The organism is Paraburkholderia silviterrae (genome assembly GCF_004353915.1).
Classification (GTDB): Bacteria; Pseudomonadota; Gammaproteobacteria; order Burkholderiales; family Burkholderiaceae; genus Paraburkholderia; species Paraburkholderia silviterrae.
In genome coordinates this window covers 111,266-135,276 of the sequence record NZ_SMRP01000007.1, presented here as the reverse complement: position 1 = coordinate 135,276, position 24,011 = coordinate 111,266, and the positions used below count along the sequence as shown (strand labels likewise).

General features: G+C 61.0%; 16 protein-coding genes and 1 tRNA gene. 12 read left to right on the top strand and 5 right to left on the bottom strand.

What is annotated here, in order from left to right; genetic code table 11:
- Positions 1 to 5: 5 nt before the first annotated feature.
- The 3 genes from EYW47_RS42445 to EYW47_RS16550 all read right to left on the bottom strand — a co-directional run bounded on the left by EYW47_RS42445 (position 6) and on the right by EYW47_RS16550 (position 2,008).
- Positions 6 to 431 carry an anion permease gene (locus tag EYW47_RS42445; protein ID WP_133195920.1) on the bottom strand — a complete coding sequence of 142 codons (426 nt, stop codon included), beginning with the start codon at positions 429 to 431 and terminating at the stop codon, positions 6 to 8.
- Positions 432 to 669: 238 nt separating this feature from the next.
- Positions 670 to 999 carry a DUF4148 domain-containing protein gene (locus EYW47_RS16555; RefSeq protein WP_133195919.1) on the bottom strand — a complete coding sequence of 110 codons (330 nt, stop codon included), beginning with the start codon at positions 997 to 999 and terminating at the stop codon, positions 670 to 672.
- 316 nt (positions 1,000 to 1,315) lie between these two features.
- Complete coding sequence (locus EYW47_RS16550; protein ID WP_133195918.1) at positions 1,316 to 2,008, bottom strand: DJ-1/PfpI family protein; 693 nt, start codon at positions 2,006 to 2,008, stop codon at positions 1,316 to 1,318.
- 438 nt (positions 2,009 to 2,446) lie between these two features.
- On the opposite strand from EYW47_RS16550, the gene EYW47_RS16540 reads away from it, so the two are divergent.
- Positions 2,447 to 2,890 (top strand): HU family DNA-binding protein, encoded by a 444-nt coding sequence (locus tag EYW47_RS16540; protein ID WP_133195917.1) that lies wholly within the window; start codon positions 2,447 to 2,449, stop codon positions 2,888 to 2,890.
- Positions 2,891 to 3,141: 251 nt separating this feature from the next.
- On the top strand, positions 3,142 to 4,041 hold the full coding sequence (locus EYW47_RS16535; RefSeq protein ID WP_133195916.1) for a LysR substrate-binding domain-containing protein: 900 nt from the start codon (positions 3,142 to 3,144) through the stop codon (positions 4,039 to 4,041).
- A gap of 256 nt (positions 4,042 to 4,297) precedes the next feature.
- Here EYW47_RS16535 and EYW47_RS16530 read toward each other — a convergent pair whose 3' ends face one another.
- Both EYW47_RS16530 and EYW47_RS16525 read right to left on the bottom strand, forming a co-directional pair.
- Entirely contained in the window at positions 4,298 to 5,476 is a 1,179-nt protein-coding gene (locus EYW47_RS16530) for a porin (RefSeq protein WP_133195915.1), read from the bottom strand.
- Positions 5,477 to 5,831: 355 nt separating this feature from the next.
- Positions 5,832 to 7,250, bottom strand: a complete 1,419-nt coding sequence (locus EYW47_RS16525; RefSeq protein WP_133195914.1) for a YihY/virulence factor BrkB family protein — start codon at positions 7,248 to 7,250, stop codon at positions 5,832 to 5,834.
- Between the two features lie 262 nt (positions 7,251 to 7,512).
- Between EYW47_RS16525 and fdnG the strand changes: the two genes are divergently transcribed.
- The 10 genes from fdnG to EYW47_RS16470 all read left to right on the top strand — a co-directional run bounded on the left by fdnG (position 7,513) and on the right by EYW47_RS16470 (position 23,784).
- Positions 7,513 to 10,584, top strand: coding sequence for a formate dehydrogenase-N subunit alpha (gene fdnG, locus EYW47_RS16515; protein WP_165976592.1), 3,072 nt, complete (start codon positions 7,513 to 7,515; stop codon positions 10,582 to 10,584).
- Between the two features lie 12 nt (positions 10,585 to 10,596).
- The gene (fdxH, locus tag EYW47_RS16510) at positions 10,597 to 11,532 is read left to right on the top strand and encodes a formate dehydrogenase subunit beta (RefSeq protein ID WP_133195911.1); all 936 of its coding nucleotides are present in this window, start codon (positions 10,597 to 10,599) and stop codon (positions 11,530 to 11,532) included.
- A complete protein-coding gene (locus EYW47_RS16505; RefSeq protein WP_133195910.1) occupies positions 11,519 to 12,145 on the top strand; it encodes a formate dehydrogenase subunit gamma in 627 nt (208 codons plus the stop codon). Before fdxH ends, EYW47_RS16505 begins: the two co-directional genes overlap by 14 nt.
- 98 nt (positions 12,146 to 12,243) lie before the next feature.
- Positions 12,244 to 13,176: a formate dehydrogenase accessory protein FdhE gene (gene fdhE / locus EYW47_RS16500; RefSeq protein WP_133195909.1), complete on the top strand. Its 933-nt coding sequence runs from the start codon at positions 12,244 to 12,246 to the stop codon at positions 13,174 to 13,176.
- Positions 13,177 to 13,235: 59 nt separating this feature from the next.
- Entirely contained in the window at positions 13,236 to 14,702 is a 1,467-nt protein-coding gene (gene selA, locus EYW47_RS16495) for an L-seryl-tRNA(Sec) selenium transferase (RefSeq protein WP_133196066.1), read from the top strand.
- The gene (gene selB / locus EYW47_RS16490) at positions 14,699 to 16,627 is read left to right on the top strand and encodes a selenocysteine-specific translation elongation factor (RefSeq protein ID WP_133195908.1); all 1,929 of its coding nucleotides are present in this window, start codon (positions 14,699 to 14,701) and stop codon (positions 16,625 to 16,627) included. Before selA ends, selB begins: the two co-directional genes overlap by 4 nt.
- Before the next feature lie 55 nt (positions 16,628 to 16,682).
- Positions 16,683 to 16,778: transfer RNA gene (locus EYW47_RS40910), tRNA-Sec, on the top strand.
- A gap of 391 nt (positions 16,779 to 17,169) precedes the next feature.
- Entirely contained in the window at positions 17,170 to 19,869 is a 2,700-nt protein-coding gene (locus tag EYW47_RS16485) for a DDE-type integrase/transposase/recombinase (protein WP_133195907.1), read from the top strand.
- Entirely contained in the window at positions 19,850 to 21,001 is a 1,152-nt protein-coding gene (locus EYW47_RS16480) for an AAA family ATPase (RefSeq protein WP_165976590.1), read from the top strand. The genes EYW47_RS16485 and EYW47_RS16480 overlap by 20 nt, the downstream gene beginning before the upstream one ends.
- A gap of 1,430 nt (positions 21,002 to 22,431) precedes the next feature.
- Positions 22,432 to 23,784 (top strand): TniQ family protein, encoded by a 1,353-nt coding sequence (locus EYW47_RS16470; RefSeq protein ID WP_133195904.1) that lies wholly within the window; start codon positions 22,432 to 22,434, stop codon positions 23,782 to 23,784.
- The last annotated feature ends 227 nt before the right edge of the window (positions 23,785 to 24,011 follow it).

Below are 24,011 nucleotides of genomic sequence, written 5' to 3'. Positions count from 1 at the left end.
GCGCTTTAGATCCAGCTGAGCCAGCGCCACCACGTGGCGGCGAACAGCAGCAACAGCAGATAGCCCAGCATGGTCACTGCGATGCCCACGCGCGCGAACTGCTTCGCGGTGAAGGTCTCGGTGGCGAGGCATACCATGTTCTGTGGCGCGTTGATCGGCAGGATGAAGCCGAAGCTCACCGTGTAGCCGAGCGGCATGGCCGAGGTGAGCGCCGTCGCGCTCGCTTCATAGGAGACGGCTTCGGTGAGCCACACCACCACGGCGAAGGCGAGAATCGCGAGCATGCGTTGACCCGCTACGGGCAGGCTCGCGGGCAACGGCAGCAGCAGCAGCACGACGACGAGCGCGATGGCGCCCGCGATCAACCCGATGGGCAGGCCCGGCTTGTTGAGCGCAAGCTCCGTGCTCGCATCCGGTTTCGCTGCGTTCATGACGTGGATGCCATCTCAGCCAGGGACGCGGCATCGTCCCATATCGCGCATGCGCGTGCATTGAAGGTGTGCTGAAAGGTGCGCGGGAATGGCAGGCGCGAGAGGAGCTAGTGCGGGGGCAAGAGGAACGGCGGGCGCGAGAGGAGCGAGTGCGGGAGCGAGAGGAAGGTCAGCCGATGGAGGGGCCGGCAAAGCGCCGGCCCATGCATGCCCGAAAAAAGCAGCGTCAGGAAGCGGTTTACTGGCTCGCGCCAGCCGCACCTGCTGCTTTCTTCTCCGCGTTCTGGAGATTCTGCGGATAGTTCGGGTCGTTGTTTGCCGGCTTGTAGCCCGCGTCCTCCAGCTTCTTCAGTTCAGCATTGTTCTTCGCGCGCGCGGCCTTGCGTTCGGCTTTGCGCTGCGCCCGCGCCTGTTTGCGCTTTTCGGCCTTGGTGAGGGAAGCCGGCGCGGCGCTTTGCGCAGTGGCAGCGGGCGCGCTGGCGTCCTGGGCAAAGGCGGGCGCCGTGACGCCAATAAGGAATGCGGCGGCGGTTGCGGCGAGAGTCAGTTTGCTGATGGTGGAGTGCATGAATACCCCTCTTGGTTGATTTTTACCGCTGGTTTCAGGGTTTGTGATGAAAGGATTGCGAGAAGCGGCGCGCCAGATAGCGTGCCGTTACTGGGAACGCCGGATAGAACGGTTGCCCCGCAGTCAATGTATACGATCCTTGCAAACGAGGGTAGCAAGTGTGGACCCTGGCTCGCACGGCGCGGCAGCCGAAGGTGCCGATGCACGGCACGGCGATAGCATGGCACGGCACGGCACGGCACGGCGATGGCGATGGCGATGGCGATGGCGATGGCGATGGCGGCGCCGTGCCGCGCTCAAGCACAGTCAAGCGTGATCATGCGCATGTGTCCCGGCGCTGCGCCGCCACGCGCTCGACGATGCGCGTACGTTGCGCAAGCGTTGCCGCGTTTTGCGCGCGCACGTGCTCCACCACGGCCTGCGGTGCGCTTTCGGGGCGGCCCGCATCGAACGGTGGCGCCGGTGCGTATTCGAGTTCGAGCTGGAGCGCCTGCGCGGCTTCTACGCCGATCAGCTCTGCTGCGAGCGTGAGCGCGAAGTCGATGCCTGCCGTGATGCCGCCGCCCGTGATGAGGTTGCCGTCGCGCACCACGCGCTCGTTCACGGCGATCGCGCCGAACGGTTCGAGCAGCGCGTGAAAGGCCCAGTGCGTAGTGGCGCGGCGTCCACGCAGGAGACCCGCGGCGCCGAGCACGAGCGAGCCGGTGCACACGGAGGTGACGTAGCGAGCGTCGCGCGCCTGGCGCCGCAGGAATGCGAGCGTGGTGTCGTCTTCGAGCAGCGCGGCCACGCCGGCGCCACCCGGTACGCAGATCACGTCGAGCGGCGGGCAGTCGTCGAAGATGGTGTCGGGCGTGAGCAGCATGCCGGTCGCCGACATGACGGGCTCGCGTGTCTTCCAGACGAGCCGCACCTGCGTATCCGGCATCGCCGCGAGCACGTCGTAGGGCCCGCAGAGGTCGAGCGGCTGCACCTTGGGGAAAAGCAGAAATCCGATCTTGAACGCCATGGAAGTGCCTCGAAATGAAGGTGGAGAAAGATGCGGGCCGTGCCGGCGACGGCGCGCTCATCGTCACTCTACGAGCGCACGCGTGCGCAGGAGCGCCAAAAAGCACGCAAATGCTGCCAGCGGCGACGTTCGAACGTGCGCGCGGACACTGCGCGCGAAGCTGCCGTCGTCGCGAAAAAGGCCTTACGTGTGGTGTTTTCGCCGCATCAGGCACGCGTCGCGCTGGCGCAGGCGGCATGCGAACGGGCGGCGCAGGAGCATGTTTACCCCTGTAAACAAGTATCGAAATGCGTTCGGCAGTCAGCGCCGCGCAACAAATTTGCATCTACGATGCAAAAGAGTCACGCAAAACGCTTGCACGCTTGTAGAATCCGCCGTTGAAGCATCTGCATTCCGCTGTGCTTCGTCGATTCACTGACCAACACTGGTAGGAGAAACATGCCGACTTCCGCAAAGAAAGTGGCCAAAAAGGCAGCTGCCCCGGCCAAGAAGGTTGCCGCAAAGAAAGCGCCCGTCAAGACGGCCGCAGCTAAGAAGGTCGCCGTGAAGGCGTCCGGCGCACCGTCGCCGATCAAGGACACCTTCACGAAGGCCTCGCTGGCTGCTCACGTCGCTGAGCGTGCTGGCGTCGAGCCGAAGGCCACGAAGGCCGTGCTCGCCGCGCTGGAAGACACGATCCTGGGTTCGGTCCACAAGAAGGGCGCCGGCGAATTCACGCTGTCGGGCCTTCTGAAGATCGTCGTCCAGGCCGTCCCGGCGAAGAAGAAGCGCTTCGGCAAGGACCCGTTCACGGGTGAAGAGCGCTGGTTCCCGGCCAAGCCGGCAACCGTGCGCATCAAGGCGCGTGCGCTGAAGAAGCTGAAGGACGCAGCAGCGGCCTAAGCGCTTCATGCCAGGGCCTCGCGGCCAAGGCACGCGTTAGTACCCAAAGAATCCCCGTTGGCTTTGTGCCCACGGGGATTTTTATTTGCGTGCAGAAAACGGCAATGCGTCAGTTCAGGCATGAAGCATGTTCGGATGTTATGAAAGGATGTCAGGTAAGATGGTGCACAGCACGCGGGAAATCTAACGATCTCAATCTTGTCTGACGATGCTCTGAAGCCATCAAGGCGAAAGGGGCATGCGCCTATGTTATGCCCGTTTCCGAACTCAGTATCCGCCAGATTGAAGCGTTTCGCGCCTTGATGCGATTGCGCACGGTTACGCGCGCTGCGGGCGCGCTGGGTGTTTCGCAACCTGCGGTCAGCCGCCTGCTCGCCGACTTCGAGGCAAGCGTAGGCTTCGCGCTGTTCGAACGCGCACGCGGGAGGTTGCTGCCGACAGGCGAGGCGCATGCGCTTCATACGGAAGTCGAGCGCGCGTTCAGTGGACTGGAGCGGGTCGTGCAGGCTGCCGCGCAGATCCGCGAGCAGCGCCGCGGCGTGCTGTGTGTGGCAGGCGCGCCCGAGCTCGGCCCCGACTTTCTGCCGCGCGTGACGGCGGCGTTCGCGCAGGAGCATGAGGGCGTAGACGTGACGCTGCTCACGCTCGAACCCGCGCTCGCGCTCGAACGCGTGGCGGCGCAGCGCTGCGATCTGGCTTTTGTCGGTGAGGAAACGGCGCCGCGTGCCGTGCGGCTCGAGCGCCTCGGGCAATGGCCGATGCGCTGCATCGTGCCGCGCGGGCACCGTCTCGCACGCAAGCGCGCCGTTGGCGCCGCCGACTGCGAAGGCGAGACCTTCGTTTCGTACGCGGCCGGAACGCAAGCGCGCCTGCGCATCGATCGCATGTTCTCCGAGTTCGGTGTAACGCGTCTCGCCGGCGTGGAGGCGGATCTCGCGCAGGCGGTCGTGACGCTGGTGGAGGCGGGGATGGGCATCGCGCTCGTCGACCCGCTCACGGCGGCGGGGGCAAGCGCGCGCGTGGTGGTGAAGCGCTTCGTGCCGGAGTTGGAGGTGCCGCTCAACGCGGCGCGATACGCGCAGCGGGCAGCGGCGCCGCTGGCAGATGCCTTCTTGCGCCACGCGGCGGAGGCGCTAGGCAGGTTGCGCTGATGGCGTAAAGGGAAGACGGCGGGCTGGCGCCGAGGGGGCAGCGAAGCGTCACGTATGCTGCCCAGCGAGCGCGTTGCCAGGCTCGCGAGGTGCTACCTGCTCGTACCCGGGCCTGTTCCCGCTAGAGGCCGGTTCTCAATGGTTGCGCCAATGAAAAAGCCAGCCTTGGCTTGCACCGAAGGCTGGCTTGTGTAGCGTGCAGCTTTTAGCTGCGTGGTCTCTTCGCCTGGCCGGGCGCGAGCCCGGCTCATGTTGCTTAGAACTTGTGGCGGATGCCCAGGCTGACGATTTCCTGCGAGCTCGAAGCCGAGTTGACGCCGTACGAGCCGACCGATGCACCGGCCGTCTGGGTCGTCGTGGAGTCGACGCGCTGCGTACCGTTGGCGTGCTGGTAAGCCGCCACTGCGTACAGATCGGTGCGCTTCGACAGGTTGTAGTCCGCGCCGAGCGAAACCTGGTTGTACGAGGCCGACGTGTCGCCCGCACCGTGCGTGTAGATGTAGCCGAGGCCGAGCAGCAGGGCCGGGTTCAGCTGGTAGCCGAGGAAGCCGCCCGCAACGTTGAAGCGCTCGGTCGACCGGAACGCCGAGTAGCCGTCCGGCTTGTACTGAACGTTGGCGTAACGCACGCCGAACGTGAACGGACCTGCGACGTACTGGGCCGCAACCGAAGCATTGCCGGTCGACTTGGCCGACGCGTAGGCGGAATTGATCTGGCTGACGAACATGTTGTTCGACGTCGAGTTCGCTGCCCAGCCGTCGGCCTTGACGCGGTCTGCCAGGTTCGACGAGTTGTCCATGCGGAAGTAGCCGGCCGCGACGTTGAACGAGCCGATACCGTAGGTAGCAGCTGCGCCCCAGCTTTGGCCCGAGCCCGTCGCACCCGCGACGCCGCCCAGTGCATACATGCCTTCGAACTGGAAGCCGCTCAGAACCGGCGAGACATACTTGATGCCGCTGTTGGTGCGCGAGTCGTTGTCGTTGTTGTCGACGTCACCCGGCGTAGTGAACGTGCTGCCGAAGTAGTTGTCGCCGGTCAGCGGCTGAACCATGTCGACCAGCGGGTCGTACTGGCGGCCGAGCGTGACCGTACCGTATTGCTCATGCGTCAGACCAACATAAGCTTGACGGCCGAACATGAGGCCGCCCTGGCCCAGCTTGCCGGTGTTGATGTCAAAGCCGTTTTCCAATTGGAAAATCGCCTTCAGGCCGCCGCCCAGGTCTTCCGTGCCCTTCAGGCCAAAGCGGTTGCCAGAGAGGTTGCCGCCTGCCAGACCAATGAGGTTCTTGTTGTGGCCGGCTGCGTCCGGAGCGTTGTGCACCCACTGGATCGATTCATCGATCACGCCGTACAGGGTCACGCTGCTTTGTGCGTGTGCTGCGCCCGAAGCGGCCAGAATTGCCAGCGAGAGGCTCGAGAGTGCGATTCGTTTCATCCAGTTTTCTCCACGCAGATTTAGTTGTTGCTTGATTTGGTTGATGCTGTTGCGGAAAGGAGAATAACGCAGGGGTGCAATTCCCCTGAACTGAAAATAAATGACTGTCGCAAAAAGCTGACACATGCTGAGAAAGCCTTGAAATACGGGCGCTTAGGCGATTCTTCCGAATCCTGAAAAGGACGATTGTTGGCGCTGCATTATTGTCGTTTCCGATACAAGTCGCGAAACGTGCAACCCCAGGAGATGTTGTATACGGGTAAACATGGCGCAACCAGGGGTGTCCCCTGGTTGCGCCATGTCTGTAGTGTGGCTGCGCCGGCGTGACCCCTTGGCGCTGGGGCTGCGGGGCGCCTTAGGGCTTGTCGCGCGTGTCGCCGCGGCGGCGGCCGGCCGCCGCGGTCACGGCGATCGCGGCACTGGCGACGAGCATCACCGCGCGCCACGGGTGGCGTTTGATGTAGCGATCGGCGGCGGCCACCGTGCGGCCCGCCTGCACGAGCGTGCGGGCGGCGGCATCGGTGGCGCGCTTTTCCATATTGACAACCGGGCGGCGGATTGGCAGGCCGTCGGCGTTGCGCCGGGCGAGTGCGCCGCCCTCCGCGCGCGCCTGGCCAATGGCATGGAGCGGCGCGTCGACGGTGTTCGCTCCATCGGCGCAAGCCCGGGCGGTGCCGGCCGCAACGGCCGCGGCATACGGCGGCGGAGCGCCGTTCCCGGCGGCGTGCCGGTCAGCCGCACGCGGGCTAGCCGAATTGGCACCTGTGTTTCCGATGGGAACCGCATGTGCCGCCTGCGCCCCCGCGGCGGCTTCGCGCATGGGAGCGATCGTGGATGCCGCCAGCACCGAGGCGAGCTTCGCGCGGCTGCCGGGCGGCGTTTCCTCGAGGAAACCCCATGCGCCGCGCGGATCGTGCAGGCGTGCGCGCGCCGCCGAGAATTCCGCGCCGAGCAGCAGCACCGCCGCCGAGAAGTACAGCCACATCAGCAGCACGGCGAGCGAGCCCGCGGCGCCGAACGCCGTGGCCATGCCCGCATGCGCGAGATAGAGCGCGAAGAGTTTCTTGCCCACTGTAAACAGCACGGCCGCCACGATGCCGCCCACCATGGCGTCGCGCCATTGCACCACGGCGTCGGGCAGGAAGCGCAGCAAGGCGGCGAACGCGATCGCGAGCACGAGCAACCCGACCGCAAGTTGCACGATGTTTCCGATAATCAAATAAGTGGATTCGCCCCAGAGCCACTGCCCAACGAATGTGATGGCGGCATCCAGCACGAGCGAGACGATCAGCAGGAAGGCAACGCCGAGCACGAGGCCAAACGAGATCAGCCGCACGCGCACGAGCGCGAGCACCGACGAAGTGCGCGGACCGTCCAGTGGCCAGACGATATTGAGCGCGGAATTGAGCGACGAAAACGTTGCTGACGCGCCGATCGCCAGCAACGCGAGCGAGATCGCGGCGGCCACGCTGCCCTTGCCGCCCGCGCGGTGCGCGTTCTGCACGATGGTCGTAATGCCGGCGGCGGCGTCGTTGCCGAGCACGTTGTGCACCTGGCGAAACAGCTCGCCGCGCGCCGCGTCGGCGCCGAAGAACCAGCCGGCCACCGCGATCACCATGACGAGCGTGGGCGCGAGCGAGAACGCCGAGTAGAACGCGATGCTCGCGGCCATCGACGGGCAGCGGTCGGCGATGAACTGCCGGCACGCGCGCACAACCCAGGACGCTTCCTTGCGCGCGGCCGATTCGAGCCGTTCCGATGAAATGGTTGCCATGATGTGTGTCCTGCGTACCGGCAAGGGGGCGTGGGTTGCTGCATGGCGCCGGCGCTTTGCCCGGCGCGTGTGGAATGGCCGCGCAGGGCCTCTTTCGAGCGCATTCGACTTCGACTGACTATATAGCAAGCCCGGGAGCCTCGCGCATCGGCCGTGCACCGCCAGGTGCGGCCGGCGAGGCGCGGCCGGCCGGCTCGCGCGATCCGTCTCTCAAAACGTCTTATACTGAAAAAACCCACAACCCCAAAGCCGAGGACGCACCATGCTGCAGATGTCCCGGCGCCAGTTCCTCAAGGTCACGGCAACGTCGCTGGCGGGTTCCAGCCTCGCGTTGATGGGTTTCGCGCCCGACAACGTGCTTGCCGAGGTCCGCCAATACAAACTGGCGCGCACCACTGAAACCCGCAACACCTGCCCGTATTGCTCGGTGGGCTGCGGGATCCTCATGTACGGTCTCGGCGACGGCGCGAAGAATGCCACCGCGAGCATCATCCATATCGAGGGCGATCCCGATCACCCGGTCAACCGCGGCACGCTCTGTCCGAAAGGCGCGAGCCTCATCGACTTCATTCACAGTCCGAGCCGGCTCCAGTATCCCGAGTATCGGGCGGCGGGCTCGAACGAGTGGAAGCGCATTTCGTGGGACGAGGCACTAGATCGCATTGCGAAGCTTCTCAAAGAGGATCGCGACGCGAACTTCGTCGAGCAGACCGCGGACGGCAAGACCGTCAACCGCTGGCTGACCACCGGCATGCTGGCGGCCTCGGCGGCCAGCAACGAAGTCGGTTATCTCACGCATAAAGTGGCCCGCTCGATGGGCCTGCTCGCATTCGATAACCAGGCGCGTGTCTGACACGGCCCGACGGTGGCAGGTCTTGCCCCGACGTTTGGCCGTGGCGCGATGACGAACCATTGGGTCGACATTCGCAATGCGGACGTGATTCTGGTGATGGGCGGCAATGCGGCCGAGGCGCACCCGTGCGGCTTCAAGTGGGTTACGGAGGCCAAGGCGCACCGCAAGGCGCGGCTCATCGTGGTGGACCCGCGCTTCACGCGCACGGCATCGGTCGCGGACTTCTACGCGCCGATCCGCACCGGCACGGACATCGCATTCCTTGGCGGCGTGATCAATTATTTGCTTACGAACGACAAGATCCAGCACGAGTACGTGAAGAATTACACGGACTTTTCGTTCATCGTGCGCGACGACTTCGCGTTCACCGACGGTATCTACTCGGGCTACGACGCGCAAAAGCATGCGTATCCCAACAAGACGTCGTGGGACTACGAGATCGGCGACGACGGTTTCGTGAAGACCGACGACACGCTGCAGAACCCGCGCTGCGTCTATCAGCTGCTCAAGCAGCATTACTCGCGCTATACGCCCGAGATGGTGGAGAAGGTCTGCGGCACGCCGAAGGAGAAGTTCCTCAAGGTGTGCGAAATGCTGGCGACTACGGCCGTGCCGGGCCGCGCGGGCACCATCATGTACGCGCTCGGCTGGACCCATCACTCGATCGGCTCGCAAATGATCCGCACGGGTGCGATGGTGCAGTTGCTGCTCGGCAACATCGGCATCGCGGGTGGCGGCATGAACGCGCTGCGCGGGCATTCGAACATCCAGGGGCTCACCGACCTCGGGTTGATGTCGAATCTGCTCACCGGCTACATGACACTGCCCAACGAGGCCGAACAGAGCTACGATGAATACATCAAGACACGCGCGCTCGAGCCGCTGCGGCCCAACCAGCTCAGCTACTGGCAGCATTACAACGCGTTCTTCGTGAGCTTCATGAAGTCGTGGTGGGGCGACGCGGCCACGAAGGAGAACAACTGGGGCTACGACTGGCTGCCCAAGCTCGACAAGCCCTACGATCTGCTGCAGACCATCGAGCTGATGAATCAGGGCAAGGTCAACGGCTATATCTGCCAGGGCTTCAACGTGATCGCGTCCGCGCCCGACAAGGCGAAAACACTTTCCGCGCTCGGCAAGCTCAAGTGGCTCGTGATCATGGACCCACTCGCCACCGAGACGTCCGAGTTCTGGAAGAAGTACGGCGACTATAACGATGTCGATACCAGCTCGATCCAGACGGAGGTGTTCCGTCTGCCCACGACGTGCTTCGCGGAAGAAAACGGCTCGCTCGTGAGTTCGAGCCGCGTGCTGCAATGGCACTGGAAAGGCGCTGAGCCGCCGGCCGAGGCGCGGAGCGATCTCGAGATCATGTCGGGGCTGTTCCTGCGCATCCGCGCCGCGTATCAGAAGGACGGCGGCAAGCTGCCCGATCCGATCGTCAAGCTCGACTGGCCGTACTCGGATCCGGCGAGCCCCACGCCCGAAGAGCTCGCGCAGGAATACAACGGCCGCGCGCTCGCCGACCAGACCGACCCGAAGGACCCCACCAAAGTGCTCGTGAAGAAGGGCGAGCAGCTTTCAGGCTTCGCGCAGCTCAAGGACGATGGCAGCACCGCGAGCGGCTGCTGGATCTTCTGCGGCGCGTGGACCGAGGCGGGCAACCAGATGGGCCGTCGCGACAACTCGGACCCCACCGGCATCGGCCAGACGCTCGACTGGGCCTGGGCCTGGCCGGCGAACCGCCGCGTGCTCTACAACCGCGCCTCGTGCGATGCCGCGGGCAAGCCGTTCGATCCCACGCGCAAGCTGATCGGCTGGAACGGCAGCGCGTGGGCCGGCGCGGACGTGCCCGACTACAAGGTCGACGAGTCGCCCGATCTCGGCATGGGGCCGTTCATCATGAACCCCGAGGGCGTGGCGCGTTTCTTCGCGCGCGACGGCATGAACGAAGGGCCGTTTCCCGAGCACTACGAACCATTCGAGAATCCGCTCGGCTATAACCCGTTTCATCCGAACAATGCGCAGGCCACGAGCAATCCGGCGGCGCGCGTCTTCCCGGACGACCGCGCGACGTTCGGCACGGCGCAATCGTTCCCGCACGTCGCCACCACCTACCGGCTCACCGAGCATTTCCACTTCTGGACCAAGCACGCGCGCCTGAACGCCATCATTCAGCCGCAGCAGTTCGTCGAGATCGGCGAAGAGCTTGCGCAGGAGGTGGGGGTGGTCGATGGCGGACACGTGAAGGTGTCGAGCAATCGCGGCTACCTGATCGCGGTCGCGGTGGTCACCAAGCGCATCAAGGTGCTCACCATCGACGGCAAGAAGGTGCACCACGTAGGCGTGCCGCTGCATTGGGGCTTCACGGGACTGACGAAACCCGGCTATCTGGCGAATACGCTCACGCCGCCCGTTGGCGACGGCAATTCGCAGACGCCTGAGTTCAAGTCGTTCCTCGTGAAAGTGGAAAAGGCGTAAGGGGGGAACGACATGGCATTGCAATCGCTAGACATCAAACGCCTGTCCGCCACCACCACGCCCCCGCCCGGCGTGCGCGAGCCGGTTACGGGCACGGTCGCGAAGCTCATCGACGTGACCAAGTGCATCGGCTGCAAGGCGTGCCAGACCGCGTGCATGGAATGGAACGATCTGCGCGACGAAGTGGGCATCAACACGGGTGTCTACGACAATCCGCGCGATCTCACCGAGCACTCGTGGACCGTGATGCGCTATACGGAATACGAGAACCCGAACGGCAACCTCGAATGGCTGATCCGCAAGGACGGCTGCATGCACTGCGAGGACCCGGGCTGCCTCAAGGCGTGCCCGTCGCCGGGTGCGATCGTGCAGTACACGAACGGTATCGTGGATTTCCACGAGGAAAACTGCATCGGCTGCGGCTACTGCATCACGGGCTGCCCGTTCAATATTCCGCGCCTCTCGAAGAAGGACCATCGCGTCTACAAGTGCACGCTGTGCTCCGACCGCGTGGCCGTGGGCCAGGAGCCCGCATGCGTGAAGACCTGCCCGACCGGCGCGATCGTGTTCGGCACCAAGGAAGACATGAAGCAGCACGCGGCGGAGCGCATCGTCGACCTCAAGGAGCGCGGCTTCGATAAAGCCGGGCTCTACGACCCGCCGGGCGTGGGCGGCACGCACGTGATGTACGTGCTGCATCACGCGGACCAGCCCTCGCTCTATCACGGCCTGCCCGACAACCCGCGCATCAGCCCGCTCGTGCGGCTCTGGAAGGGCGTGGCCAAGCCGCTCGCGCTCGCGGGCATCGCGCTCGCGGCGGTGGCGGGCTTCTTCCACTACACGCGGGTGGGGCCGAACGAAGTGAGCGCAGAGGACGAGCAAGCCGCGCGCGACGAGGCGCGGCGCATCCGTGGCGAACCCGAGGAGCGCGACGATGAAAAACGATGAACCGCAACTGATCCAGCGCTATACGGCCAACGAGCGCAGCAACCACTGGATTACCGCGATCACCTTCGTGCTGCTCGCGCTTTCCGGCCTCGCGATGTTTCATCCGGCCATGTTCTGGCTTTCCGCGCTGTTCGGCGGCGGGCAATGGACGCGCATCCTGCATCCGTTCGTTGGCGTGGTGATGTTCATTTCGTTCATGATCCTCGCGCTGCGTTTCTGGCATCACAACTATCTGGATTCGGCCGATGTGCAATGGCTCAAGCAGATCGACGACGTGCTGCACAACCGCGAGGACAAGCTGCCCGAGATCGGCCGCTACAATGCGGGTCAGAAGCTGCTATTCTTTGTGATGGTGGTTTGCCTCGTGCTGCTGCTCTTAAGCGGCATCGTGATCTTGCGGCGCTATTTCTCGTTCTACTTCCCGGTCACGCTGATCCGCGTGGCCGCCAACGTGCATGCGGCCGCTGCGTTCGTGCTGATCGTGGGCATCGTCGTGCATATCTATGCGGCGTTGTGGGTGAAGGGCTCGATTCGCGCGATGACGCGCGGCTACGTCACCTGGGGCTGGGCGAGAAAGCATCATCCGCGCTGGTTCCGCGAGAGCATCAAGTAGCAGGCGCACAGTCGAGCGATTCGTTCGCCCGGCGCCGCAGGCAGGCCGCCCGCCCGAGCAGGGTGCGGCGGCTTTTTTGTTATGGGAGACGACTCGCCGTGACACAACGCATTCTCGATCCCGAGCAGATTCAGGTGCAGGATCCCTCCGCGATTCCACGCATCCGCCTGCCCGAGCGCGCGACGCATTTCAGGGAGCGCGCCGCGCGTCTGCGCAAGCTGGCGGACCACAACCCTATTGGCGGCTACGTACGCCTCATGGCGGCGCTCGTGGACGCGCAGCAGCACGCGCTGGAGCATCTCGAAGCGCAGATGCCGGAGCGCGAAGCCATCGCCAGCGCACAACGCCATTCGATGCCGATCCTGCCCGCGCTCGGCGGCGAGCGCGACCCGCAATGGCGCGCGGTGTTACGCCGCCTTGCCGATCGCGTGGAAGCGGCGGGCGCGGTCACGCCCGCGCTCGCAAAAGTGCTGGATACGTTGCGCGCGATGAGCGACGCCGAACTCGACGCACAAGCCGATGCGCTGCTCGCGCAACGCCATTCGGAAGTCGCGCCCGCCACGGCGCCCTTCATCATGGCGGCGCTACAGGTGGTGTGGACCGACCTCGCGAGCCGCGTCAACGCACAGGACGTCCCCTACGTGGACGCGGCGGGCGTGTGCCCCGTCTGCGGCGTGCCGCCCGTTGCGAGCATCGTGCGCGTGGGCGGCGCATTCCAGGGCTATCGCTACGTGCAATGCAGCCTGTGCGGCACCGAGAATCACGTGGTGCGCGTGAAATGCACGAACTGCGATTCGACCAAGGGCATCGCGTATCACGGCATCGAAGGCGGCAATCCGGCCTTGAAAGCGGAATCGTGCGACGAATGCCATACCTATCGCAAGATCGGCTATCAGGAGAAAGACCTCGAGTTCGAGCCGCTCGCCGACGATCTCGCGAGCCTCACGCTCGACCTGCTGATGAGCGAAGCCGGTTATCGGCGCGCGAGCGCGAATCCGCTGCTCTATCCCGAAGCGCCGGCCGAGCAATGACGCGCGCGAGCGAGATGAACGAGCGCGCGCAGCAGGGCGCGGCGGCAACGGCGCAAGTGATGCAAGGCGAACACGATAAGTACAACCAGGTTGCCGGCCACGCGCTGAACGCGCTGCTTGCGCAGATGCCGGCCGTGGAGCGCGTGATTGCCTCGCCGCAAGCACAACCGTTGATCGCGCAGCATGGGCGCACGCAGGTGCTCGCAGCCATACGCGCGACGCTCGACGGCTGGCGGCGCGATGCGCAGGCGGGCACGCTGGTAACCGATGCGAGCACGCAGGCACCGTTTGCCATCGAGCGCGTGATCGCCGACGCCGACCGGGCGCTCGCCATGCGCGCGCAAAGTGCGTTGCGCGCGGTGTTCAATCTGACCGGCACGGTCCTGCACACGAATCTGGGCCGCGCGCTGCTGCCCGACGCTGCCGTGCGCGCCGTGGTGCAGGCGCTCACCCAGCCCGTCAACCTCGAGTTCGATCTGGCTACGGGAAAGCGCGGCGATCGCGACGACCTGATCGATGCGCTCATCTGCGAGTTGACGGGTGCCGAAGCGGCGACCGTCGTGAACAACAACGCCGCGGCGGTGCTGCTCACGCTTTCCGCGCTGGCCGCGCGCAAGGAAGTGATCGTTTCGCGCGGCGAACTGGTGGAGATCGGCGGCGCGTTCCGCATTCCCGACATCATGAGCCGCGCGGGTGCGAGGCTGCGCGAAGTCGGAACGACCAATCGCACGCATCTGAAGGATTACGAAGCGGCTATCGGCACGCGCACGGCGCTGCTGATGAAGGTCCATTGCAGCAACTATGCGATCAGCGGCTTCACGAACAGCGTCGAGCTCGACGAACTGGCGCCGCTCGCGCGCAAGCACGGCCTGCCGGTGGCGGTGGACCTCGGCAGCGGCACGCTTGCCGATCTCACGCAGTGGGGCCTGCCCGCCGAGCCCACCGTGCGCGCCACCGTCGAGGCGGGCGCCGATCTCGTGACCTTCAGCGGCGACAAGCTGCTGGGCGGCCCGCAGGCCGGGCTGATCGTCGGGCGCAAGGAATGGATCGCGAAGATCAAGAAGCATCCGCTCAAGCGTGCGTTGCGCGTCGGCAAGCTCACGCTCGCGGCGCTCGAGCCCGTGCTCAAGCTCTACCAGGCGCCCGAATTTCTGCGCGAGCGCCTGACGACGCTGCGGCTGCTCACGCGTCCCGCGAACGAGATGCACGAAGCGGCCACGCGTGTGCTGCCCGCATTGCAGCGCATGCTTGGTGACGGCTATGAGGTGAGCGTCGAGCCGATGCTCAGCCAGATCGGCAGCGGCGCGTTGCCGGTCGACGTCTTGCCGAGCAGCGGGTTGGTCGTGCGATACCGCGGCAAGAGCGGCCGCGGCCGCGCCTTGCTCAGGCTGGAGCGGGCGTTGCGGGCGCTGCCGCGGCCCGTGATCGGCCGCATTGCCGACGACGCGTTGCGACTCGACCTGCGCTGTCTCGAGAGCGCGGACGAAGCGGCCTTCGTCGCGCAACTCGCGGAGCTGCGCCTGTGATCGTCGGCACGGCGGGGCATATCGATCACGGCAAGACCACGCTCGTGCGCGCACTCACCGGCGTGGACACCGACCGGCTCAAGGAAGAAAAGGCGCGCGGCATCTCCATCGAGCTCGGCTATGCCTATACACCGCTCGCGAACGGCGACGTGCTCGGCTACATCGACGTGCCCGGGCACGAGAAGCTCGTGCACACCATGGCGGCCGGCGCGTGCGGGATCGACTTTGCACTGCTCGTGATTGCCGCCGATGACGGTGTGATGCCGCAAACGCGCGAGCATCTAGCCATTCTGCAACTGCTTGGCGTAACGCATGGCGCGATCGCGCTCACGAAGGCGGACCGCGTGGATCCGGCACGGCTTGCCGAGGTGCGCGCGGAAATTGCCGCGTGGCTCGCACCCACTGCGCTGGCTGGCGCGCCGTGCTTCGAAACGCAGGCGACGCAGCCCGGCGATCCGGGCGTGACGAAGCTCGATGCCTGGCTGCGCGAGCGCGCCACGCACTGGCAGGCGCGCCGCGATGATGGCTTGTTCCGCCTCGCCGTCGATCGCGTCTTCACCTTGACGGGACAGGGCACGGTTGTGACCGGCACCGTTTTCGCGGGACGCGTGTGCACCGGCGAGAACTTGCTGCTCGCGCCCGCGTGGATGCCGGTGCGGGTGCGCGGCATCCACGCACAAAATCGCGCCTCGGATACGGGGCGGGCTGGGCAACGTTGCGCGCTCAACCTTTCGGGTGTGGAGAAGAGTCAAATCTCACGTGGAGACTGGATTGTCGATGCGCGGCTCGCGCAAAGCGCGACGCGTCTGGACGTCGAGCTGAGTCTTCTGGACGACGCGGGCATCACGCTCGAGCATTGGTCGCCCTTGCACGTGCATCTGGGCACGATGCATCGCATGGCGAACGTCGCGTTGCTCGAAGGCGATACGCTCGCGGCCGGAGGGCATGCGCGCGTGCAGCTCGTCTTCGATATGCCGCTGCATGCCATGCCCGGCGATCGCTTCATCGTGCGCAACGCGCAGGCGAGCCGCACGGTGGGCGGCGGCCGTGTGCTCGACCCGTTCGGGCCCGCGCGGCGCCGGCGCACGCCGGAGCGCCGTGCCTGGCTCGATGCGCTGCGTGCATGGCTGGACGAAGGCAACGTTGGCGCGCTGATCGACGAAGCGCCGCGTGGTCTCACACGCTCCACGCTAACGCAATTGACGGGGTTCGACGCGGCTACGCTCGCGCTGCCCGACGACGCGGTCGTGATCGCGCCGCAAGGGCGTGCAGCCGATTCTGTTGTGCTGGCGCGTGATCATTGGATGAGTCTTGCGGCGCGTATCGTCGAGGCGTTGGGCGAATTCCATGCGCGCACACCGGACGAGCAGGGCCCGGACGCCGCCCGCCTGCGGCGCATGGCGGCGCCGCTCGTGAGCGACGAGGTCTGGCGCGCGGCGGTGGACGCGCTCATCGAAGCGGGACGTATTTCGCGCAACGGGCCGTGGCTGCATTTGCCTTCGCATGCGGTTTCGCTCGATACCAGCGAAGAAGTGCTTGCCGCGCGCCTCATGCCGTTGATTGCGCAAGGACGCTACGACCCGCCCTGGGTGCGTGATCTCGCGCGCGAAGCACAGGAACCCGAAGAAAAAGTGCGTGCGCTGCTGCGCAAGCTCGCGCGCCTCGGCCGGCTGTATCAGATCGTGCGTGACCTGTTCTACGCGCGCGATGCAATTCACGAACTTGCGCGCCTCGTCGCGCAACTGGCCGAAGCTTCGCCGCCGCAAGTTGCAGGTGTGGGAGCGGCGGCGTTTCGCGACGCTGCGGGGCTTGGGCGCAAGCGTGCGATCCAGATTCTGGAGTTCTTCGATCGCGTTGGATATACTCGGTTTCAGCGCGATCAGCACTGGTTGAGGCCCGATAGCCGCATGCGCGAGTGGCTATAGCATGAGGTGAGGGCCTGGCGTCTCCGCAGTTTTCGCGTAGTTCTCGCTTCGCAACGGAAGGCAATCGTATCGGGTGGTACGGCCAGACTTCAAATCTGGTTGGGGACGTCAGCCGTTCCTGGGATGGTTCGACTCCATCTGCCCTCCGCCAGTCAAAGCGCTTGCAGATCGCGCAATTCTTCTGTGCAGGTAACCATAATACTTCCGTCTGGAAGTTAATTGGTTTAATAATAACGGTGAGAATTTACATTTTGTTACATTTTTCTTGCAATGCATGCATCGCGGTGCCATGACTGCGTGCGAAGCGTTCTGCGACAAAGCTCGGGAGGCGATGTGCGCCTCGATAACGATGATCCAACCGCGCCATTGCGTAGTTGTCGAGTCGCCGCAGCTTGACCAGCGCTAATAAATTTCATAGCGTAGGTTTAGATTCCATTCTCAAATAATTCTATTGGCGATATCTAGCCTCGCGTTGTTCGCTGGGCGGTGACTCTATTGTGATGCCGATCAGGGTTGTTGTGATTTCGTAATTAGGTGTACGAATGAACATATTTTGTGTAGATAGATTGTATGAGTTATTTGAAGAACTTGACGTGCCTCCAGTGGGTAGGGAGAGAATTATCGATAGTTTTCGCAGGCCTGCTCGAGATTTGCAGCCTAATCGCGCCAGATCCCCGATGGAGATGCTCTGCCCAAAAATGGATATGACCATTCACGTTGCTAATGCCATTGAGAGGGCGGCAGCAAATGCTTACTTGTTCGACGATGATGTTCTGGGTTATCTCGACAGCCCGTTTGAGCTAAATGTCAAATACAGGGGGCGAGGAGGCAAGGAAATTCGCTTTAACTGGTCACAAGGATTTCTCGTAATCACATCATCATGCCTCCGCCTGGATGAGTGGTTCACGTTGGATTCTTTGAATAAGAATTGCAAGCGTAACCCGGCTCGCTACCAGAGAGACGGTTCGGTTTTCCGATGTCCTCCCATCGAGGAGGCGGCCAAAAGGCTAGGAATCGTTTACAGAATCCGCATTGCAGAAGAGATCGACGCAATTACTGCCAGGAACAGAGATTTTCTGCGATCGTACTTGGTCGACGGCGAAGAAGTACCTTCGAGCTTCGTTCGAAAGGTGGAAGATTACTTCGATAAGGTCTCGTTTACCACGTTGGAAGAACTTCAGGAGGCACTTCCAGAATATAAGGCAGATGATTTTCATGTTGCAATAGCAAGGGGTAAGCTTACATCTGATCTGTCAAGTGCTTTCGTGTGCGACAAGAACCGTTTTATGGTATTTCGTAGTGTCGAAAGTCGAGATTTATATTGCGAGGCTTATCAGTGGGAGAGAAGACTTTCGACGATTGATTTGGAAAATTCGCCGCCTGACTTCAGGGTTGGAACCAAGTTTGTCTTGTGTTCAAATGTCTTCACGGTCGCGGTTCGTGGGGATCTTGAAGCTTTGCTTAACTCGGAAGACGGCGGTCAGCCGATCGTTATGCAAGTGGCTAATCTTTCTAATTTTTGGAGGGACAACAAGGTAACAATCTTAAGCATACCAAGCAATAAAAATGATGCGTTATGCTTGAATTCGAAATGGCGCTATGCATCTGACGATGCGGTGAAAAATGCTGTCAGAAAGCTTGAATTGCTTTCTCGCTGGGAAAATGGTGACGAATCAGTCGAAGTGAGAGAAGCATACACGGACCGATCATACAGAAGTATCCGGGCCGCGAGGGATAGTGCTCTGCGTGCAGGAGAAGACGTTCTTGCCGCTATTGTACCTAATTGGTCGGCACGCGGGAACCATCGATCCAGGCTGAGTGAAGAAGTCGAAAAGGAGATTGAGAAAGCCTTCAAAGACGACTACGCATCTCTCCGCGGGCCACGTAAATGGTTTGTTTTCGGAAAACTAAGCAAGACGCTGGAAAAAATTGGGGAAAAAATATCCAAGATGACATTTCTGCGCCGCGTAGCCAAAGAGATAGACGTTGAGACCATAAGGAAACGGGCGGGCGATAAGGCTGCTTATCAAGCCTCTCGATTTGTCTGGGTTATTCGCCACGATACCCCTGTGCACGGTGACTATCCGATGCAGTATGTTCACATCGATCATACGGAACTTGATATAGAGGTGGTATCAAAGAAGACAGGAGAATCCCTTGGGAGGCCAGTTTTGACGTTAATTATTTGTGCGTTTAGTCGAAGAATATTGGGATTTTATCTGTCACTTCGTAAGCCAAGATATCTATCGTGCATGGCTGCATTGATGAACATGATTCGAGTATTTGGGCGTGCACCGGAATATGTGGTTTTTGATGGAGGGGCAGAGTTTGGAGCTTCTGATTTCAAGTGGATGCTGCGCTTCCTTGGATCGGGAGAAAAGCCGAGAAAGACCTCTGCGTGTAGGGATGGAGATGTGATCGAGAGAGTTTTCTGCATGTCGCAAAAAGCATTTATTGAAAATTTATTTGGCAATACGAAGCTTAGAAAAAATCCACGAGGATTGACGAAAGAGGTCGATCCGACAGGTTTGGCCAGACATACGCTAGAGGAGCTCTGGGATGGGCTTGAAAGATTCTTCTTTGACGTATACGACAAACGGCGTCACGGGACGCTGCTCATGTCACCACGACAGAAATTTGAGAATGGCCTGGATCGATCCGGGAGGCGTCGTGGACGACTTCGAAATCTTAAAGACTGTATTCCTTTTGCGTTTCCCACAGTGCGGGGAGCTACACGGAAGCTGGATTGCCAGCGCGGAATTCGGACGGATCATTCTCAGTTTAGAAATCCTCGCTTGGAGAGTCCTGTATACCAAGGTATGTCTGTACAAGTTAAGAGGCATCCAATAGACCCGAACGTAATTTACGCGTTTGTGAAAGGGGAGTGGTATCCAATGCTACGTGTTAAGACTGATGCTGACATCTCCTCAACTGAGCCGATTTCGCTAGCCGAATTTGAGGAGAATGCCATTCTGCATAGCAGGGTCCTTGAGTCTCAGCACGAAGCGAATATGGCAGTCTCGGGAATAGTCGAGAGTATGGATCAAAAGTGGACTGAACGTGTCGCAGTGAATCAGTGCGAGAAAAAAGATCCAGAGTCAGATGAAGAAACTGAAGACAAGCAGCATAGCAATGATGGTGCGGAATCGAAGTCTTTCGGTGGGCCAGGCGAAGGGCCGTCGCTCGCTGATCAGATGCGATTGCTCAAGTCTGGAGGTTACCATGCCAAAAGGTACGAATAGCAAGGATGGGGAAAGGTGTCCGGAGGATGTCCTGAATGCGCCGCTCAAGGTTCGCTTGAAGTATTTCAAGAAGGCGATCGTGAGTCACGATATTTTCGATGATGTCATGGAAAAAATCGAGACGGCGATCGAATGTGGTCTGCCCGGAACGATGTTGGTGCTCGTTGGTCCGGCAGGCGTCGGTAAATCTTCCGTTGGAGATGTCTTGCACCGTAACGTAAGCGAAGATTTCTTCAAATTTCATCCGGAAGACAAGCATACCATTCCGTCTGTGTTGTTGGAGGCATGGGCTGGAGAAGATGGTCGGTTTGACTTTAAGGACTTTTATGAACAGATCCTCGAAGCGCTTCAGGCTCCGCTCATCTCGAATACATTGCCCGAGGTCAAAAAAATAATATGTGGTCGGGAGTTTTTTCTACCAGATATCACCCAACGACGAGCACCAACTGTGTCGGCGTATAGATCTCGTTTGCGCCGATCTATACGTGAACGTAAACCATTTGTTCTCTTTTTTGATGAAGCGTCCGCGATCATAGCGTCGTCGAAACCAGATCGAGTTCGCTCGAAATCGAATACGCTTCGGTCCATGGTGAACAACTCTAACACGACAATGATTCTATCGGGTGCCTATGATCTATATGATCTAGTCCTGCAAACCGGGCAGCTCGCCCGTCGCGGTGATGTAATTCATATGCCGGCCTACCTGCCGAGTCAGAAGAGGGGATTCGCAGAAGTCCTATATGCATTGCAGGATATTATGCCTGTGAAGGGAGGATGCAACCTCGAACCGTTCGCCGAGGATCTTGCGGAACAATCCTTACGCACGACAGGAATTTTGAAGAAAATCCTCACTAACGCGATAGTGCTTTCAGACAAGAAAAAGCGGCCAATCGATGCGGAAATCCTGAGCGAAAGCTACTACAAGCCCGCGCAGTTGGAGAAGCTTGAGCTAGAGATGTTTGATGGATACCTGAAAGTTGAAGGCCTTCAGCATCCGAACGATACTCGGGATCTGGGGGCGGAGCCGGGGGAGGAGGGCGCCGATGGCCCTAAGGATACAGCTCCAAAGAGGAATCGTCGCGTCGGCCGAACAACGCCGTCGAGAGGTGTCACGAGGCACGGTCATGCTTGAACTCGAGCAGTATTACCAGACGCCGCCGCGAGCGCCTTTCCAGCTCGAGCCGCGCGCGAGTGGAACATGGGAGCGCCAGCGCCTCACCAGCTACGTGCAAGAGCTTGCGATCACGTCACTGATAAAGCCGCACGCACTCCGTGACCACTATGGACCATTCCCTTTTGGTGTTCGCTTTAGGGAAGGGGCTGTCGATCCCAGCAAGGCTCCCAATATTAACGGAGCGGCGGACTGCGCACGAAACTGGGTCTCTGTAGTCAGTGAGCTTGTCGGAAGAACGGATATCGAAGGGTTGACACTCCTTCCCTTTGCGGACTTTGTCCGGTTTGGCGGAGGGGCGCATCTGCATCCGCGCCGCATGTGGTGTAGGCGTTGTCTTCAAGACGATGTTGCTTCTGGTCAGCTACCATACGAACGCCTGCTGTGGTCGCTCAGGCAAGTCGTGGTCTGCCCGCTGCACGAGAACCCCCTCGATTGCACCTGCCCTCACTGTGGCCGTTCCCAGACGAACGAGCTGGTCCGGGATTGTCTGCCCGGGCACTGTGGGTATTGCCAGCATTTTTTAGGCGAGGAGAGTACCTCTAGCGTGGTGGAATCGGAGGGCGTCTCATCGGAATATCAGCTTTGGGTGGCAAGAGATTTCGGCAATCTTCTGGATATGGATGGCGGACAGATTGAGCACGCTTCGCATGAGAATGTGCGTCTCATGACGCGACTAGGGATAGCTAAGGCGTGTCGTGGGAGGCCGCAAGTTTTCTCCGAAAATCTGCGATTTGGTTGCGAAACTGTCAAGAACTGGTTGGGCGGGTGGAGAAGGATGTCACTCACTGTCATCAGTTCACTGTCGTGGATATACGGTGTGCCCATGCGTGCGTGGCTTCTGGGGCAGGTCGATGCATGGGATCGCTGTTGTGTTCGAGAACTACCCCTCGATATTCATCGGGATTCTGATTTCAGGGCGCGGTCGTATTGGTACGATTGGGATGCTGCGCGAACCCGGCTTCTTGCAAAGCTGGAAAGCAACGAGCCACCGAGCGGAGTGATTGACGCTGCGAACATGGAACACATGACAGTTGAAACGTTCAGGAATCGGCTTCCTGACGTATATCGTCTTGTACGCGACGCGGCTGCTGAAAGGCGTAAATCGTCTAGCGAGACAGCTACCTGCAGGCTTAGGGAGAGAATTCGTGGATGCATCGAGCAACTAATCCAGGAAGGTCTGCCGCCCACGCGAACGAGAGTAGCGACTCGTCTTGGGAGGGGTTTGTTTCCGAAAGGGGAGGTGATCTATTGGGAGGAGATTCGGCGTTTCAATGGGTGACCACTGCTAGGCCAGTTAGGTGGTGAAGCATTCAGCGTACGAGCCCTGAGGACTGGATCGGAGGAAGGAGAAAAGTTGCCAATGGACTTTAGTCGTAAAGGAGTATCTGATGCACGCTTATCATTCTCCTGAGAGAAGTGCCTTTCATCTCAAGCCGGTAAAGTATGCGGGTTCGAATCGTCAGAAATTGACCGATTACGTCGTTCAAATCGCAACCAATTCGCTGCTGCCGGTGGACGTCATCGTGAAGGAGTTAGTGCAGTGGCCTGCGCGCAATGCCAGTCTGGACGCTACTCGTCGACCCTTCGCGTCAGGCCAGCATCTGGCGCTGGCTAATGCGCACGGCGAGACAGCAAGGTATTGGGTCGATCGTCTCAATGATCTTACCGGGCGAACGGACCTTGAGGCACTCACGCTCTTGCCGTTCGCCAGCGTTTTGCGGGATCCATTTGGACTTGTTGGACGTGCCCGGCGGTGGTGTCCTGTCTGCCTTCAGGATGATTTGCTGGCCGATGCAGATTTTTACGAACGCTTGATCTGGTCGATAAGACTGGTGGAATGGTGTCCGATTCATGATGTTCCGCTCACCAGCGTTTGTCCAAACTGTCAATACAGGCACTGCGCCGAAGCTTGTCGCCGCTCCATCTCGGGATGCTGTGCTCACTGCCATCAGTGGCTTGGAATGGAGCTGTTTCGCTATCGGAGATTTCTGGGACGAGGCAGTCGCAATTGCGAGCGGGAAAGATGGATCGCTAGCGAATTTGCGTCGATGCTGGATCTTCCAGATGCGTCGCTCCACAAGATCTCACAGGAGAACTTGGTGTTGATGCTTGAGTCAGGTATCGATCGGCTAGCTGGAGGCAACGCGAAGAGATTTGCAAGCATATGCGATAAATCCGCTTCGAGCGTCTCGGAATGGCGTGGCGGTATTGTGATTCCTTCAATTCAAACGGTCTTCGATATGTGTGAGAAGTTTCGGATTCACTTGGCGGACTGGCTTTGTGCGCATTCCAACGCGTGGCCGGACGGCCTCGCGCGTCGAAAGCATGCCGTTGACTATGCTCCGCGTCGAACCGCCTATTTGGAGCGCGACTGGTTGTCAATTGAGAAAAAACTCCGAACGATGGCGAATTCCGACGGATGCCGGCTGAGCTGGAAGCAGACAGCCAAGATGCTCGACATTGATCCCTCACAACTGCACGCGAAGTTTCCGGAATTCGCGCGCAAGATTTCAGCGAAGGCACGTGAACTCAGGGCGCGTGGCAGCGCCGATCGTAGTGAAGCACGACGTACTATGTTGCTACGGCATTTGAAGCAGATTGTCCGAAGAATGATAACTTCTGGCATCAATCCGACGCGGCGTCGTGTGGAGGCGGAGCTGACCAAGCTGGGAGTCGAGTATCGATGGGCGGACTATCCGCTAATCGCTCAAGCTAGACATGAAGTAGATCGGGCCGCGTGATCGAGCATTGGCATGTATTTGTGCGAAAACCGAGCTAAACGTTTGATATGAAGATCAATCTGGACAGCCTCGAATGACTTCACGCTGTCCGAGGTCGTCGACATCTACATTGCAAATCATCGACGACGGGGTACAGTTGAAATCATTCGGTACTGCGTTTATTCCGCTTGGCAGCCATGCTTTGACCCTTGGGGGACGCAAAATGCGGAGGATTTCGGATAGAAGGA